Source organism: Pseudomonas sp. NPDC087342, from assembly GCF_044744265.1.
GTDB classification, from domain to species: domain Bacteria; phylum Pseudomonadota; class Gammaproteobacteria; order Pseudomonadales; family Pseudomonadaceae; genus Aquipseudomonas; species Aquipseudomonas nunensis.
Window position 1 is genome coordinate 17,646 of record NZ_JBIUXZ010000026.1, and the last position, 13,119, is coordinate 30,764.

The 13,119-nt window shown below is 59.4% G+C and carries 11 protein-coding genes; 1 reads left to right on the forward strand and 10 read right to left on the reverse strand.

The genetic code is table 11. From position 1 onward, the window contains the following. Positions 1 to 300 precede the first annotated feature (300 nt). The 9 genes from ACIOYV_RS28790 to ACIOYV_RS28830 all read right to left on the reverse strand — a co-directional run bounded on the left by ACIOYV_RS28790 (position 301) and on the right by ACIOYV_RS28830 (position 11,210). The gene (locus ACIOYV_RS28790) at positions 301 to 801 is read right to left on the reverse strand and encodes a Bro-N domain-containing protein (RefSeq protein ID WP_401329241.1); all 501 of its coding nucleotides are present in this window, start codon (positions 799 to 801) and stop codon (positions 301 to 303) included. Positions 802 to 1,193: 392 nt separating this feature from the next. Further along, positions 1,194 to 2,678: an APC family permease gene (locus ACIOYV_RS28795; protein WP_401329244.1), complete on the reverse strand. Its 1,485-nt coding sequence runs from the start codon at positions 2,676 to 2,678 to the stop codon at positions 1,194 to 1,196. A gap of 226 nt (positions 2,679 to 2,904) precedes the next feature. Then, positions 2,905 to 4,329, reverse strand: coding sequence for a gamma-aminobutyraldehyde dehydrogenase (locus tag ACIOYV_RS28800; protein ID WP_401329247.1), 1,425 nt, complete (start codon positions 4,327 to 4,329; stop codon positions 2,905 to 2,907). Positions 4,330 to 4,487: 158 nt separating this feature from the next. Then, a complete protein-coding gene (locus ACIOYV_RS28805) occupies positions 4,488 to 5,297 on the reverse strand; it encodes an ABC transporter permease (protein WP_054047303.1) in 810 nt (269 codons plus the stop codon). Next, positions 5,287 to 6,234 carry an ABC transporter permease gene (locus ACIOYV_RS28810; protein ID WP_054047302.1) on the reverse strand — a complete coding sequence of 316 codons (948 nt, stop codon included), beginning with the start codon at positions 6,232 to 6,234 and terminating at the stop codon, positions 5,287 to 5,289. The genes ACIOYV_RS28805 and ACIOYV_RS28810 overlap by 11 nt, the downstream gene beginning before the upstream one ends. A 1-nt stretch (position 6,235) precedes the next feature. Continuing rightward, positions 6,236 to 7,273, reverse strand: coding sequence for an ABC transporter ATP-binding protein (locus tag ACIOYV_RS28815; RefSeq protein ID WP_163908680.1), 1,038 nt, complete (start codon positions 7,271 to 7,273; stop codon positions 6,236 to 6,238). Positions 7,274 to 7,472: 199 nt separating this feature from the next. Continuing rightward, the gene (ydcS, locus tag ACIOYV_RS28820; protein WP_265043528.1) at positions 7,473 to 8,624 is read right to left on the reverse strand and encodes a putative ABC transporter substrate-binding protein YdcS; all 1,152 of its coding nucleotides are present in this window, start codon (positions 8,622 to 8,624) and stop codon (positions 7,473 to 7,475) included. A gap of 82 nt (positions 8,625 to 8,706) precedes the next feature. Beyond that, positions 8,707 to 10,164: a gamma-aminobutyraldehyde dehydrogenase gene (locus ACIOYV_RS28825; protein ID WP_054616034.1), complete on the reverse strand. Its 1,458-nt coding sequence runs from the start codon at positions 10,162 to 10,164 to the stop codon at positions 8,707 to 8,709. 131 nt (positions 10,165 to 10,295) lie between these two features. After that, a complete protein-coding gene (locus tag ACIOYV_RS28830; protein WP_054047295.1) occupies positions 10,296 to 11,210 on the reverse strand; it encodes a LysR family transcriptional regulator in 915 nt (304 codons plus the stop codon). Positions 11,211 to 11,398: 188 nt separating this feature from the next. On the opposite strand from ACIOYV_RS28830, the gene ACIOYV_RS28835 reads away from it, so the two are divergent. Next, entirely contained in the window at positions 11,399 to 12,121 is a 723-nt protein-coding gene (locus tag ACIOYV_RS28835) for a tellurite resistance TerB family protein (protein ID WP_265043532.1), read from the forward strand. Positions 12,122 to 12,282: 161 nt separating this feature from the next. Here ACIOYV_RS28835 and ACIOYV_RS28840 read toward each other — a convergent pair whose 3' ends face one another. Next, the gene (locus tag ACIOYV_RS28840; RefSeq protein ID WP_265043534.1) at positions 12,283 to 12,810 is read right to left on the reverse strand and encodes a hypothetical protein; all 528 of its coding nucleotides are present in this window, start codon (positions 12,808 to 12,810) and stop codon (positions 12,283 to 12,285) included. Positions 12,811 to 13,119 lie beyond the last annotated feature (309 nt).

Here is a 13,119-nt window from a genome sequence, read left to right on the forward strand (position 1 = left end):
ATTGGATTGCGATGAGGTATCTGGTGGATGCGATGAGGAGTGTTTCGCGGTTTTGAGGAGGATTCGGCCGTGACGTGTGTTGCAGCCATAACGCGATCCGTAGCAGCTGGCGAAGCCTGCGTTCGGCTGCGCAGCAGTCGTAAAACCTGAGCCCGAGGTCTTCCCGAAGCACCGAATACGCTGATTTCACGACTGCTGCGCAGCCGAACGCAGGCTTCGCCAGCTGCTACAGGAGGATGCTTCGACTAACTGAAGGGGCGGGCCGTAAGGTCTGCCCCTTTTCTTTTCGTTACCCCATCTTCAACTGCAAGTACCCATGATCTTGAACGGGCGTTGTACCTGCATCAAATCAGGCATGTCCCGCCACTTGATCCAGGCCTGATGCTGCCAGTGCAACAGCGGCACCGAGATGCCGGCCCATTGCAGCGAACTCAGGCTTGGAATGTTATCCACAGATGCCGCGTTCGACTCACGCAGCATCGGGATGACTTCATTGCTCAGCCATTGGCGCAGGTTTCGGTTTTCCGGGATGAAATGGTGGACGAGAAGGGCGTACGTACCTGATTCGCTGACCATCAGGGATTCGACGGTGTTGCCGCTTTTCAGCAGTCGGACGTTTCGACGCTGATCGGGATCGAGTTTCAGGGTGAGGCGTTCGTCCATTGGGCGGCCCATCAGGCGACCGAGATCGTGGACGCAGAACCAGGCTTGGTTGTCTTGCATGAGGGTGTGGAGGAAGCGGTTGTGGCGGGTGAAGACGGTTGGTATGAAATGAGGCGAATTTTGAGCTTGATTAAGCATGGAGGTAACTTCCGCTTTGATTGGGAAAGTCGCCACCAACCCTTCGACAGGTTGGGTGGCGGACCGAGTGGCGTTCGAAGTCGGGACACTTCCAGTCAAAACGGAAGCCGAAAGGCCCGCGCCACACGGCCCGCCATAAAGCAGAACTGAAGGCGTGAAACAGCCGTAGTTCTATGGAGGGCGCGCAAGCACCGTTTTGACTTTTTCCGGCTTCGACCCCGGGTCGCTGATTTGGCAGCGACGAGGTAAAGCCTATCGTCCAGGCGCTCGCGGCGCCAAGTCTACTCTGGCGCCATGTGTTGTAGGAATTGGTGCTTTTACTGGAAGGCTCAGTCTGTAGGAAAAAACGAGCATGAACCCAGCCCGCATCACTACGGGCTGGGCAACATCATTTACCGACTAACCTTCCAAGCATCCCCCGCAGGCGCAGTCCCGTGGTCGTACGGCTTGGCAATCAACATGTAGATCAACCCCAAGCCAATCACAATCGCCGTGCTCAGCACCATCGCATAGTTGATGTACCAAGCCGCATCCGGCGTACGCGGGCAGGCCATGTTGATGATTGCGCCGACGCCATAAACCAGCGCACCGATGTTCACCGGCAAACCCCATGCACCCAGGGTGAATTTGCCGCTCGGTTTCCAGCCTTTCATCCGTGCATACAACGCCGCGAGGACGATCATCTGGAATGCCAGGTAAATCCCGATGGCCGCGAAGCTGACGATGGTCGCCACGGCATCTTGCAGGAAGAATCCAAGCGCGATGATCAGTGCAGGCAGGACACCCGACACAAACAGCGCCGCAACCGGCACTTGAGTCGTAGGGGAAATCTTCTTCAGCAGTGTGCTGCCGATGACCATTTCGTCCCGGGCGTAGGAATACAGCAGACGACTCGCCGCCGCTTGTAGGCTGATGACGCAGGAGATGAAGGAAATCATCACCACGCCCATCACCACTTTCGAACCCACCGGGCCGAAGGCGTTGTTGAGGATGGTGGTGACCGGGTCTTTGTCGGTGCCGTTGATCACGGCTTGCATGTCGGGCACGGCGAGGATCAGTGCCAGGCAGGCGAACATCGCCGAGATGCCGCCGATGTAGATGGTCATGCGCATGGCGATCGGGATTTGCTTGCTCGGGTTCGGGGTTTCTTCGGCGACGTCGCCGCAGGCTTCGAAGCCGTAGTACAGGAACATCCCGGCCAACGAGGCGGTGAGGAAGGCTGGCAGGTACGAGCCGTCGATGCTGATATCGAAGGTGTTGAACAACACGCTGATCGGTTGGTGACGTTCGAAGATCAGCAAGTAGACGCCGACGATCACTGCGCCGATCAGTTCGCAAAGGAAGCCGAACATGGCGATCCGCGCCAGCACTTTAGTGCCGCTGAGGTTGACCAGCGTGGCGAACAACGTCAGGAACAGCGCGATCACGATGTTGGTGTTGTTGCTCGGTTCAAAACCCATCATCGCGGCGAGGTACGGGCCGGCACCGACCGCAACGGCAGCGATGGTCACGCACAGGGCGATGGAGTAGATCCAGCCAACCATCCACGCCCATTTTTTGCCCACCAGGCGGCGCGCCCACGGGTAGACGCCGCCGGAGATCGGGAACTGCGAAACCACTTCGCCGAAGATCAGGCACACCAGCAACTGGCCGCAACCGACCAGCAAATAGGCCCAGAACATCGGTGGCCCGCCAGCGGCGAGGCACAGGCCGAACAGGGTATAAACCCCTACGACTGGCGAGAGATAAGTGAAGCCCAGGGCGAAGTTTTCCCACAGGCTCATGCTGCGGTTGAAGTTCGAGGTGTAGCCCAGTTTGCGCAGTTGTTCGGCGTCGCTGTCGGCAACGGCGGGGGAAAGTTCGGGTGATGTACTCATGGTCTGTCAGCTCCGGAAAATCGGCAGATTTCGGATGTCCGAAACCGTGGCGGGGCTGTTAGGCGCCGCCCGGGTCGGTGGTTATTGTTTTGGTTTGTCTGGGGTTGAGCCTGGTGCTGCGGGTGCCGGTTTCTTCCTTGAGGTTGCGGTGAGGCCTTCGCGGGCAAGCCTCGCTCCTACAGGGAATGCATTCCAAATGTAGGAGCGAGGCTTGCCCGCGAAGTTTTTAATGCTTGAACATCACATGCCGCACGACGGTGTAGTCCTCCAGCCCATACATGGACATGTCCTTCCCGTAACCGGACAATTTCTGACCGCCGTGAGGCATTTCGCTGACCAGCATGAAGTGCGTGTTCACCCAGGTGCAGCCGTACTGCAAACGTGCGGCCAGGCGATGGGCGCGACCAACGTCCGAGGTCCAGACCGATGAAGCGAGGCCGTAGTCCGAATCGTTGGCCCAGCCCAGCACCTGCGCTTCATCGTTGAACTTGGTCACTGACACCACCGGCCCAAACACTTCGCGACGCACGATTTCGTCGTCCTGTTGTGCGTCAGCCAACACCGTCGGTTCAAAGAAGAATCCATTGCCTTCCACAGCCTTGCCGCCGGTGACCAATCGGATGTGCGACTGCGCTACGGCGCGCTCAACGAACCCGGCCACGCGGTCGCGATGTTGTGCAGTGATCAACGGCCCCAACTCGGTCGCCGGATCATCTTGCAAGCCGTACTTGATGCTGCTGACCGCCGCGCCGAGTTTCTCGACGAATTTTTCGTAGATGCCGGCCTGCGCGTAGATGCGGCAGGCAGCGGTGCAATCCTGCCCGGCGTTGTAGAAACCAAAAGTACGAATGCCTTCGACGGCAGCGTCGATGTCAGCGTCGTCGAAGATGATCACCGGGGCTTTGCCGCCCAGTTCCATGTGCATGCGTTTGACGCTGTCGGCGGTGCTGGAAATGATGTTTGCGCCGGTAGCGATGGAACCGGTCAGCGACACCATGCGCACTTTCGGGTGCGTAACCAGCGGACTGCCAACCGTAGGACCGCGACCAAACACCAGGTTGAGTATGCCCGCCGGGAAAATATCCGACGCCAGTTCCACCAGACGCAACGCGGTCAGCGGGGTTTGTTCCGACGGCTTGAGCACCACGGTATTACCGGCGGCCAGCGCCGGGGCGATTTTCCAGGCGACCATCATCAGCGGGTAGTTCCACGGCGCGATGGAGGCGATCACGCCCACCGGGTCGCGGCGGATCATCGAGGTGTGGCCGGCCAGGTATTCACCGCCCGCCGAACCGCTCATGCAACGGCTGGCGCCGGCGAAGAAACGGAACACGTCGGCAATCGCCGGGATCTCGTCGTTCAGCGCGGCGCTGTAGGGTTTGCCGCAGTTGTCCGATTCCAGTTTGGCCAGCTCTTCGCCGTGGGCTTCGATTGCATCGGCGAGTTTGAGCAGCAGCAGCGAACGTTCTTTCGGCGGGGTTTGCGACCAGGCTTCGAAGGCGTTGTCGGCGGCGCGTACGGCCGCATCGACCTGGGCTTCGCTGGCTTCGTTGATTTCTACCAGTACGCGGCCGAGCGCCGGGTTGAACACCGGTTGGGCGGGGCCTTCGCCATCGATCAGTTGGCCGTTGATCAAGAGTTTGGTTTGCATGGTTTTGTCCTCATCGAAACTATTATTTTTCTGCCGGAACCCAATCCCTTGTAGGAGCGAGGCTTGCCCGCGAAGGCGTCCTCACGAGTGTCAAAAGCTTCGCGGGCAAGCCTCGCTCCTACAGGGTTTGGTTTCCACATTGAGAAATGGGTTGTCAGTTATTTTCCGCCACTCCCGGCGACGCTCTCGCCACCCCGGGTCAGGTAATACGCACCCAGGATCGGCAGCATGGTGACCATCATCACCAGCATCGCGACGACGTTGGTCACCGGCACGTCCCGTGGGCGGCTGAGCTGGTTGAGCAGCCACAGCGGCAGGGTGCGTTCGTGGCCGGCGGTGAAGGTGGTGACGATGATTTCGTCGAACGACAACGCAAACGCGAGCATGCCGCCGGCCAGCAACGCCGAGCCGAGGTTCGGCAGGACGATGTAGCGGAAGGTCTGCCAGCCATCGGCGCCAAGATCCATCGAGGCTTCGATCAGGCTGTGTGAAGTACGGCGCAACCGGGCGATGACGTTGTTGTAGACGATCACCACGCAGAAGGTCGCGTGACCGACGATGATGGTGAACATCCCCGGCTCGATTCCCAGGGTCTTGAAGGTCGCCAGCAGCGCGATCCCGGTGATGATCCCCGGCAGCGCAATCGGCAGGATCAGCATCAGCGAGATGCCTTGCTTGCCGAAGAACTCCCGGCGGTACAACGCCGCCGACGCGAGGGTGCCGAGGACCATCGCAATCAGCGTCGCGATGGCGGCGATTTCGGCCGAGAGCTTGATCGCTTCCAGCACGTCGGGGCGCGAAAACGCGACGCTGAACCACTTCAGGGTGAAGCCCTTCGGCGGGAAGCTGAACGCCGCATCTTCGGTGTTGAAGGCGTAGAGGAAGATGATCAGGATCGGGAAGTGCAAAAACACCAACCCGCCCCAGGCTGCGATGCGCAAGCCAATAGATGCTTTCTCAGAGTGCATCGAAAGCCCCCAGTCGTTTAACGATGGTCAGGTAAACGGCGATCAACACAATAGGCACCAGCGTGAACGCGGCGGCCATCGGCATATTGCCAATCGCACCCTGCTGCGCATACACCATGCTGCCGACGAAGTAGCCCGGCGGCCCCACCAGTTGCGGCACGATGAAGTCGCCCAGGGTCAGCGAGAAAGTGAAGATCGAACCGGCGGCAATGCCCGGAATCGACAGCGGCAAAATCACCTGCATAAAGGTCTGGCGCGGCTTCGCCCCAAGGTCGGCCGAGGCTTGCAGCAGAGAGGGCGGCAGGCGTTCCAGCGAGGCCTGGATCGGCAGGATCATGAACGGCAGCCAGATGTAGACGAACACCATGAAGCGCCCCAGGTGCGAGGTCGACAAAGTGCTGCCGCCGACGCCGGGAATACCGAGGATGAATTGCAGAATCGGTTCCAGCCCCAGGTGTTGAACGAACCATTGCGCCACGCCGCCCTTGGCCAGCAGCAAGGTCCAGGCATACGCCTTGACGATGTAACTGGCCCACATCGGCAACATCACCGCGATGTAGAAAAACGCCTTGGTCTTGCCAGTGGTGTAACGCGCCATGTAGTAGGCGATCGGGAACGCGACGATGGCGCTGGCAATCGACACCACAATCGCCATGCTCAGCGTGCGCAGGATGATGTCGAAGTTCGACGGCTGGAACAGTGCGGCAAAGTTCGCCAGGGTCAGGTCAGGGGTGACCGCCATGGTGAAGTCGTCGAAGGTGTAGAAACCCTGCCACAACAACACCAGCAACGAGCCGAGATAGATAGCGCCGAACCACAGCAGCGGCGGCACCAGCAGCAGCGCCAGATAAAAGTTAGGCCGGCGATACAGCAGGTTGGAAAACCGCCGCAACGGCGAGCCGTTGGCCGGGGTTTGAGAGATTGCCAAGGTGTTCATTTCACACCCCGCCGGCAACGGTGTCGTGCAACGGAATCATCGCTTCGCGAGCCCAGCGTGCGCTGATGCGTTGCCCGGTCTGGTGTTGGGCGCTGGTGTCCAGCCACTGGACGTTGGCCTGGCTGATGTTCAGCGTCTGGCCATTTTCCAGTTTCACTTCATAGCGAGTGGCGCTGCCCTGGTACTGGATGTCATGGAGCAAGCCGCTGACTTCGATCTCATGACTGGCCAGCGGACCTTCGGCAAAACGCACATGTTCCGGACGAATCGAAAACGGCTGCGGATTGCCGCTCAACTGCTTGGCCAGATCGCCGCGAATCACGTTAGAAGTACCGACGAATTCCGCCACGAACGTAGTCGCCGGTTTCATATAGAGGTTGCGCGGGGTGTCGACCTGTTCGATGCGCCCCTTGTTGAATACGGCCACGCGGTCGGACATCGACAGTGCTTCGGTCTGGTCGTGGGTGACGAAAATGAAGGTGATGCCGAGTTGGCGTTGCAGCTTTTTCAACTCGCTTTGCATCTGTTCGCGCAGCTTCAGGTCGAGCGCGCCGAGAGGTTCGTCGAGCAGCAACACGCGCGGCCGATTGACCAAGGCGCGGGCCAGGGCCACACGCTGGCGCTGGCCGCCGGACAGTTGCACCGGTTTGCGCTCGCCGTAGCCGCCGAGGGCGACCATGTCGAGGGCTTCTTCGGCACGCTTGTGGCGTTCAGCCTTGCCGACGCCTTTGACTTTCAAACCGTAGGCGACGTTGTCGCGAACGTTCATGTGCGGGAACAGCGCGTAATCCTGGAACACGGTGTTGACGTCACGCTGATACGGCGGCAGCCCGGCGGCTTCTTCGCCGTGAATACGGATCGAGCCGGCGCTCGGTTGCTCAAACCCGGCGATCAGGCGCAGGCACGTGGTTTTGCCCGAGCCGGAAGGCCCAAGCATGGAAAAGAACTCGCCGTCCTGGATATCGATGGAAACCCGGTCAACGGCCTTCACTTCGCCAAACTGCCGGGAAACGTTGGTGAACTGGACTGCAAGCGTCATGGTGCGGAACTCCGAAAATCTGAATCTTAAAAAGCTTCGCGAGCAGGCTCGCTCCCACAGTTATCGCGGTGAACTTGTGGGAGAGATCCGTAGCAGCTGCCGAGGAACGAGGCTGCGTTGCGTGTCCGCAGGACCGCCCTCGGGGGGCCGCTACGCAGCCCAACGCAGCCTCGTGCCTCGGCAGTTGCTACACAGGGGGTTATCTGCCGCCCATAATCGCGATGTAGTCCTGGGTCCAGCGGCTGTACGGCACGAATTTTCCGCCTTCAGCCTGCGGGGTTTTCCAGAAGGCGATTTTCTCGAACTGGTCGAATCCGTTGGTTTTGCACCCCTCGGCGCCAAGCAATTCGCTGCCGGTGCACGCCGCCGGCACCGCTGGCAACGAGCCGAACCACGCCGCTACGTCACCCTGGACTTTCGGTTGCAACGACCAATCCATCCACTTGTAGGCACAGTTCGGATGCTTGGCCTCGGCGTGCAACATGGTCGTATCCGCCCACCCAGTGGCGCCTTCTTTCGGGATGGTCGAGGCGATTGGCTGTTTCTCGTTGATCAGGCCGTTGACCTGATACGGCCAGGCGCTAGACGCGACCACGCCTTCGTTTTTGAAATCACTCATTTGCACGGTGGTGTCGTGCCAGTAGCGGTGAATCAACGGCTGCTGGGCGCGCAACAGATCGAGCACGGCTTTGTATTGCGCTTCGGTCAGTTGATACGGGTCTTTGATGCCCAGCTCAGGCTTGGTGGTTTTCAAGTACAGCGCCGCGTCGGCGATGTAGATCGGGCCGTCATACGCCTGCACGCGACCCTTGTTGGCCTTGCCGTCCGGGAGGTTTTGCGCGTCGAACACCACGCCCCAACTGGTCGGCGCGGTCTTGAACACGTTGGTGTTGTACATCAGCACGTTCGGGCCCCACTGATACGGGGTGCCGTAAGTCTGCTTGTTGACCACGTACCACGGCGCATCCTTGAGGCGCGGGTCGAGACCTTTCCAGTTCGGGATCAACGCGGTGTTGATCGGCTGCACCCGTTTGCCGACGATCAAGCGCAACGAGGCATCGCCCGACGCGGTGACCAGGTCGTACCCGCCCTTGGCCATCAGGCTGACCATCTCATCGGAGGTGGCGGCGGTTTTCACATTGACCTTGCAGCCGGTTTCCTTCTCGAAACCGGTGACCCAGTCGTAGGCCTTGTCGCTCTCGCCACGTTCGATGTAGCCGGGCCAGGCCACGATATCCAGCTGGCCTTCGCCGGCGCCGACGGCTGTCAGCGGTTCGGCGGCCTGGATACTGGCACTGGCGAGCAATGCAGTGGTGATTGCACTGAGCAGTGCGGTCTTGTGCACGAACATGGGGATTCCCTCTTCTTTAATTATGGTCGGGGCAGTTGTGAACGTGGTGAAGCATGCCGTGAGCGGCTTGTTATTAGCGTAGTCAGAGATGCTGGCCGTGGCGGGCCATGATGTGCCGCACCACGCTGTAGTCCTGAAGCGAGTCGCTGGATAAGTCTTTGCCGTAGCCCGAACGTTTCAGGCCGCCATGGGGCATTTCGCTGACCAGCATGAAATGGCTGTTGATCCAGGTGCAGCCGTACTGCAAGCGCGCCGCGACCTGCATGGCTTTGTCGAGGTTCTGAGTCCAGACCGAAGAGGCGAGGCCGTATTCCGAATCGTTGGCCCAGTCCACGGCTTGTTCGAGCTCATCGAAACGGGTGACGGTGACCACCGGTCCGAACACTTCGCGCTGGACGATCTCATCGCTCTGTTTGCAACCGGCGAGCAAGGTCGGCTGGTAATAGAAGCCGGCACCGGAATGCACCGCCGCACCGGTGACGCGTTCAATGTGCGGCTGGCCGAGGGCGCGTTCGACGAAACTGGCCACGCGGTCGCGCTGGCGGGTGCTGATCAGCGGGCCGATTTCGTTGTCGGCATCGCGTTTACCGGCGAAACGCAGGCTACTGACCGCTGCGCCCAACTCCGCTACCAGACGGTCATGAATCCCGGCCTGTGCATAAATCCGGCACGCGGCGGTGCAGTCCTGGCCGGCGTTGTAGTAGCCGTAAGTGCGCACGCCTTCGACCACCGCTTGAATGTCCGCGTCGTTGCAGACGATCACCGGGGCTTTGCCGCCGAGTTCAAGATGGGTGCGCTTCAGGGTTTTCGCCGCGGCTTGCAGGATTTTTTGCCCGGTGACGATATCGCCGGTCAACGACACCATGCGGACTTTCGGGTGGCTGACCAAATGGCTGCCAACGCCTTCACCGCCGCCACAAACAATGTTGATCACCCCGCGCGGCAGGATTTCCGCCAACGCTGGCGCCAGGGCGAGGATCGACAGCGGCGTGTGCTCCGACGGTTTGAATACCAAGGTGTTGCCGGCGGCGAGGGCCGGGGCGATTTTCCACGCGGCCATCATGATCGGGTAGTTCCACGGCGCGATGGACGCCACGACCCCGATCGGATCGCGCCGCACCATGCTGGTGTAGCCCGGCAGGTATTCGCCGCTGAGCTGGCCGGTCTGGCAACGCACCGCGCCAGCAAAGAAACGAAACACATCGACCGTGGCGCTCAAATCATCCTGACGGGCCAGGTGCAGCGGCTTGCCACAATTCAGGGATTCGAGACGAGCGAGGAGGTCGGCGTTTTTTTCGATGGCGTTAGCGATGTCCAGCAACAGGTTGGAACGTTGCTGCGGCGTGGTCCGTGACCAACTGGCAAAGGCGCGGTGGGCGGCGAGGATCGCGGCTTCGACTTGCTCGGTGCTGGCTTCGGCGATGTGGGTCAGCACTTCCCCGGTGGCCGGATTGAGGATCGGTTCGACAAAGCCCTGGCCCGCGACCAATTCGCCATCGATCAACAACGCGGTGAACAACGGGGTCTGCGCGCCAGCCATTTTTCGGGTTCTCTTTTCTTGTGTGGCCATGGTGCTCCCAGTGACTGGGGCCGGCCGTCTTATAAAGATGTAACAAGACTAGTGCCCGGGCCCGAGGTCGACAAATTCTTAATACTGAAGGTGGCGTTCGATTAAATAGATGGCTTGCGCCCGCCGTGAGGCTGTTCGCGGGCGACAGTCAGAAACGGATCGACCAGCGCCGGTCGCGCGGTGCCACGGCGCCAGGCCAAGCCGACGTCGAGGGTCTGGCTGAGATCGGCGATGGGCCGGGCTTCGATGATGTCGCCCTCCAGTGACCAGGGTCGGTAAGTCATATCGGGCTGGATCGACACGCCTAAACCAGCGGCGACTAGGCTTCGCACGGCTTCCGTGGATGCGGTCCTCAACGTGATGCGCGGTTGCAGCGAGGCCGCTGACCACATGCGCTGGGCGTTGCGGTCCATTTCATCGACGTTCAACTGAATCAAAGGCTCCCGCGTCACGTCGGCGAGGTTGATGCTGTCGTGTTCCAGCAGTGGATGCTGGGCCGGTAGCCATAACCGGTGAGGCGAATGGGTCAGGACTTCGGTCTGCAAGGCGTGACGGTCTTCGAGGTTGGAGAGGATCAGCACGCCGACATCAATCTCGCCGCTGACCAGCAAGTGCTCGATGTAGGGCCGCTCGTCCTCCATCACCCGGATCTCGACGTTGGGATAAGCGCGCTGGAACCGGGTGAGCAAATCCGCCAAGTAATAACCGGCGACGAGGCTGGTCACGCCGATGATCAACTGCCCGGCAACCTGGTCGGTACTTTGTTGCAGGCTGCGTTTGGCATTATCGACCGTGGCGAGAATCAGGTGTGCCTGGCGTAGGAATTGATGACCTTGGTGCGTCAGCGTCATGCCTTTGGCATGTCGGTTGAACAGGCTGACACCGATTTCCTGCTCCAACTGCTGGATTGCCAGGGTCAGGGTGGATTGGGAAATGAATGCGGTTTGCGCGGCGGCGGAGATCGAGCCGGTCTCGGCCACGGCGATGAAATGACGGATCTGACGCAGGGTCATCATGGGGAAAGTACCCGGTGGGCGGTTTTTATAGATTCGTTCGAGTGTATATCTTTTTAATCGATGGCCTAGATGGAGGACTTGGTGAGCGAGCAACATCTGGAAGCACTCTCGCGGGCAAGTTGCGGGCACTTTCGATCTAGGCTGGTGGCCTGAATGATCCGGTTACCCCGAATTCGTGGAGGCAACAAATGAACACCCGTGGATTGCTCGACCAACTACTCAAGTCCGGCCAGGACCTGTTGCAGAACAAAACTGGCGGCCATCAGAACAAGGCTTCCGGCGGCGGGCTGGGCGGTTTGCTCGGCGGCAGCGGTGGCTCGGGTGGTCTCGGTGGTTTGCTTTCGGGTGCCGGTGGCGGGGCGTTGGCGGCTGGCGCGATGGGGCTGCTGATGGGTAACAAGAAGGTTCGCAAAGTGGGCGGTAAGGTCGTCGTTTATGGCGGCCTCGCGGCGCTGGGCGTCCTTGCCTACAAGGCTTACGGTAACTGGCAGGCCCAGCAGGGCACTGCGACGAAGACCGAGCCACAAACGGTTGATCGCGTGCCAGCGGCTCAGGTTGAGCAACACAGCCAGGCGATTCTCAAGGCACTGGTCGCTGCAGCCAAAGCCGATGGCCACGTCGATGAGCGCGAGCGTGCGTTGATCGAAGGCGAATTCACCAAGCTCGATAACGACCAGGAACTGCAGCACTGGCTGCACGCCGAACTCAACAAACCGCTGGACCCGACCGACGTCGCCCGCGCCGCCAGCACCCCGGAAATGGCTGCCGAAATGTACATCGCCAGCGTGATGCTGGTGGATGAGGAGAACTTCATGGAGAAGTCCTACCTTGATGAGCTGGCGCGACAGTTGAAACTGGAACCGGGGTTGAAGGCTGAGCTGGAAAAACAGGTGCGGCAGGCTTCGATGTAAGGCTTCAGGGCGCCTTCGCGGGCAAGCCTCGCTCCTACAGTTTCGCGTCACCCTTTAATAGGATGTTCGACGATTACCTGTAGGAGCGAGGCTTGCCCGCGAAGGCGTCAATGACCCATTCAACGTCCCGTTTCTGCCTATCAACAGACATTGGTGCGCGATCAAATACCCATTATTTCGTAGTACCAGCCCCCAGTCATATCGGTAACGGTTGTTGGTTTCCTTTCCTCTGATACATAAGGCTTATGCGGTGAATAGACGTACTTTGCGTTGCAAAGGAGGAGGCATGGGAGGCTGATCTGCGCGAATGATACGGTCCCATGTTCTGATTTAAGGCTGATTCTGATAGGGGATATCTTTGCTTTTTTAGCTGCAGATCTGATGGTGTTAAAAAGCTGCGTTCCCTGTGCATCGAAAGGTTTGGTCTCCCCGCCGCCGCATGTGGAAATTTCTGAAGTCGCGTAATTGCCAGTTTCGGAGAGCAAACTTTCACACCAATCCTGGTTTTGAAAATAAGAAACTCGATGTTCATTCGCAGTGGTGATCAGGGTGTTTAGCAGGGGAACCATTTTTGGACTGGTAGAGTCATCGGTTAAATAAACCAATGCCACAATAAAAGCCGATAGGGCTGCCACGAAAACCATGAGTTTTATCAGGGTTCCAATGAGGTATCTGGTCGTCTCAAGCAAGAGGTGGCTCACTGCTTTTATGTATCGTATTAATGTGGCTCTGGCGCTCCCGTTTGTAGGCACTGCTTATATTCCTTTATATTTTTTAATTATCTTTCGAGCATTGAACAAAGCTATAGCAATAAACAAGTACGAAAAGCGGGGCGGACTGATTGTCGCGCGTAAGACTGACCGCTCACCATCAAGCCAATGCTTGCTTCGTTTGCATGGGTAGTTCGGCCTCACGTTTGGCGATGGCTTCTTTTAACTCCGGGGAGCGCTTGGCCATTCGTGGCGTGGGTAGCTTGGCATACCTGACTATCAATCACC

What these genes read in the sequence shown, in the direction of transcription:
- ACIOYV_RS28830 (WP_054047295.1), bottom strand. Translation starts at nt 11,210, where the DNA reads ATGATGACCCTGCGTCAGATCCGTCATTTCATCGCCGTGGCCGAGACC.
- ACIOYV_RS28805 (WP_054047303.1), bottom strand. Translation starts at nt 5,297, where the DNA reads ATGCACTCTGAGAAAGCATCTATTGGCTTGCGCATCGCAGCCTGGGGC.
- ACIOYV_RS28835 (WP_265043532.1), top strand. Translation starts at nt 11,399, where the DNA reads ATGAACACCCGTGGATTGCTCGACCAACTACTCAAGTCCGGCCAGGAC.
- ydcS (WP_265043528.1), bottom strand. Translation starts at nt 8,624, where the DNA reads ATGTTCGTGCACAAGACCGCACTGCTCAGTGCAATCACCACTGCATTG.
- ACIOYV_RS28815 (WP_163908680.1), bottom strand. Translation starts at nt 7,273, where the DNA reads ATGACGCTTGCAGTCCAGTTCACCAACGTTTCCCGGCAGTTTGGCGAA.
- ACIOYV_RS28790 (WP_401329241.1), bottom strand. Translation starts at nt 801, where the DNA reads ATGCTTAATCAAGCTCAAAATTCGCCTCATTTCATACCAACCGTCTTC.
- ACIOYV_RS28795 (WP_401329244.1), bottom strand. Translation starts at nt 2,678, where the DNA reads ATGAGTACATCACCCGAACTTTCCCCCGCCGTTGCCGACAGCGACGCC.
- ACIOYV_RS28810 (WP_054047302.1), bottom strand. Translation starts at nt 6,234, where the DNA reads ATGAACACCTTGGCAATCTCTCAAACCCCGGCCAACGGCTCGCCGTTG.
- ACIOYV_RS28800 (WP_401329247.1), bottom strand. Translation starts at nt 4,329, where the DNA reads ATGCAAACCAAACTCTTGATCAACGGCCAACTGATCGATGGCGAAGGC.
- ACIOYV_RS28825 (WP_054616034.1), bottom strand. Translation starts at nt 10,164, where the DNA reads ATGGCTGGCGCGCAGACCCCGTTGTTCACCGCGTTGTTGATCGATGGC.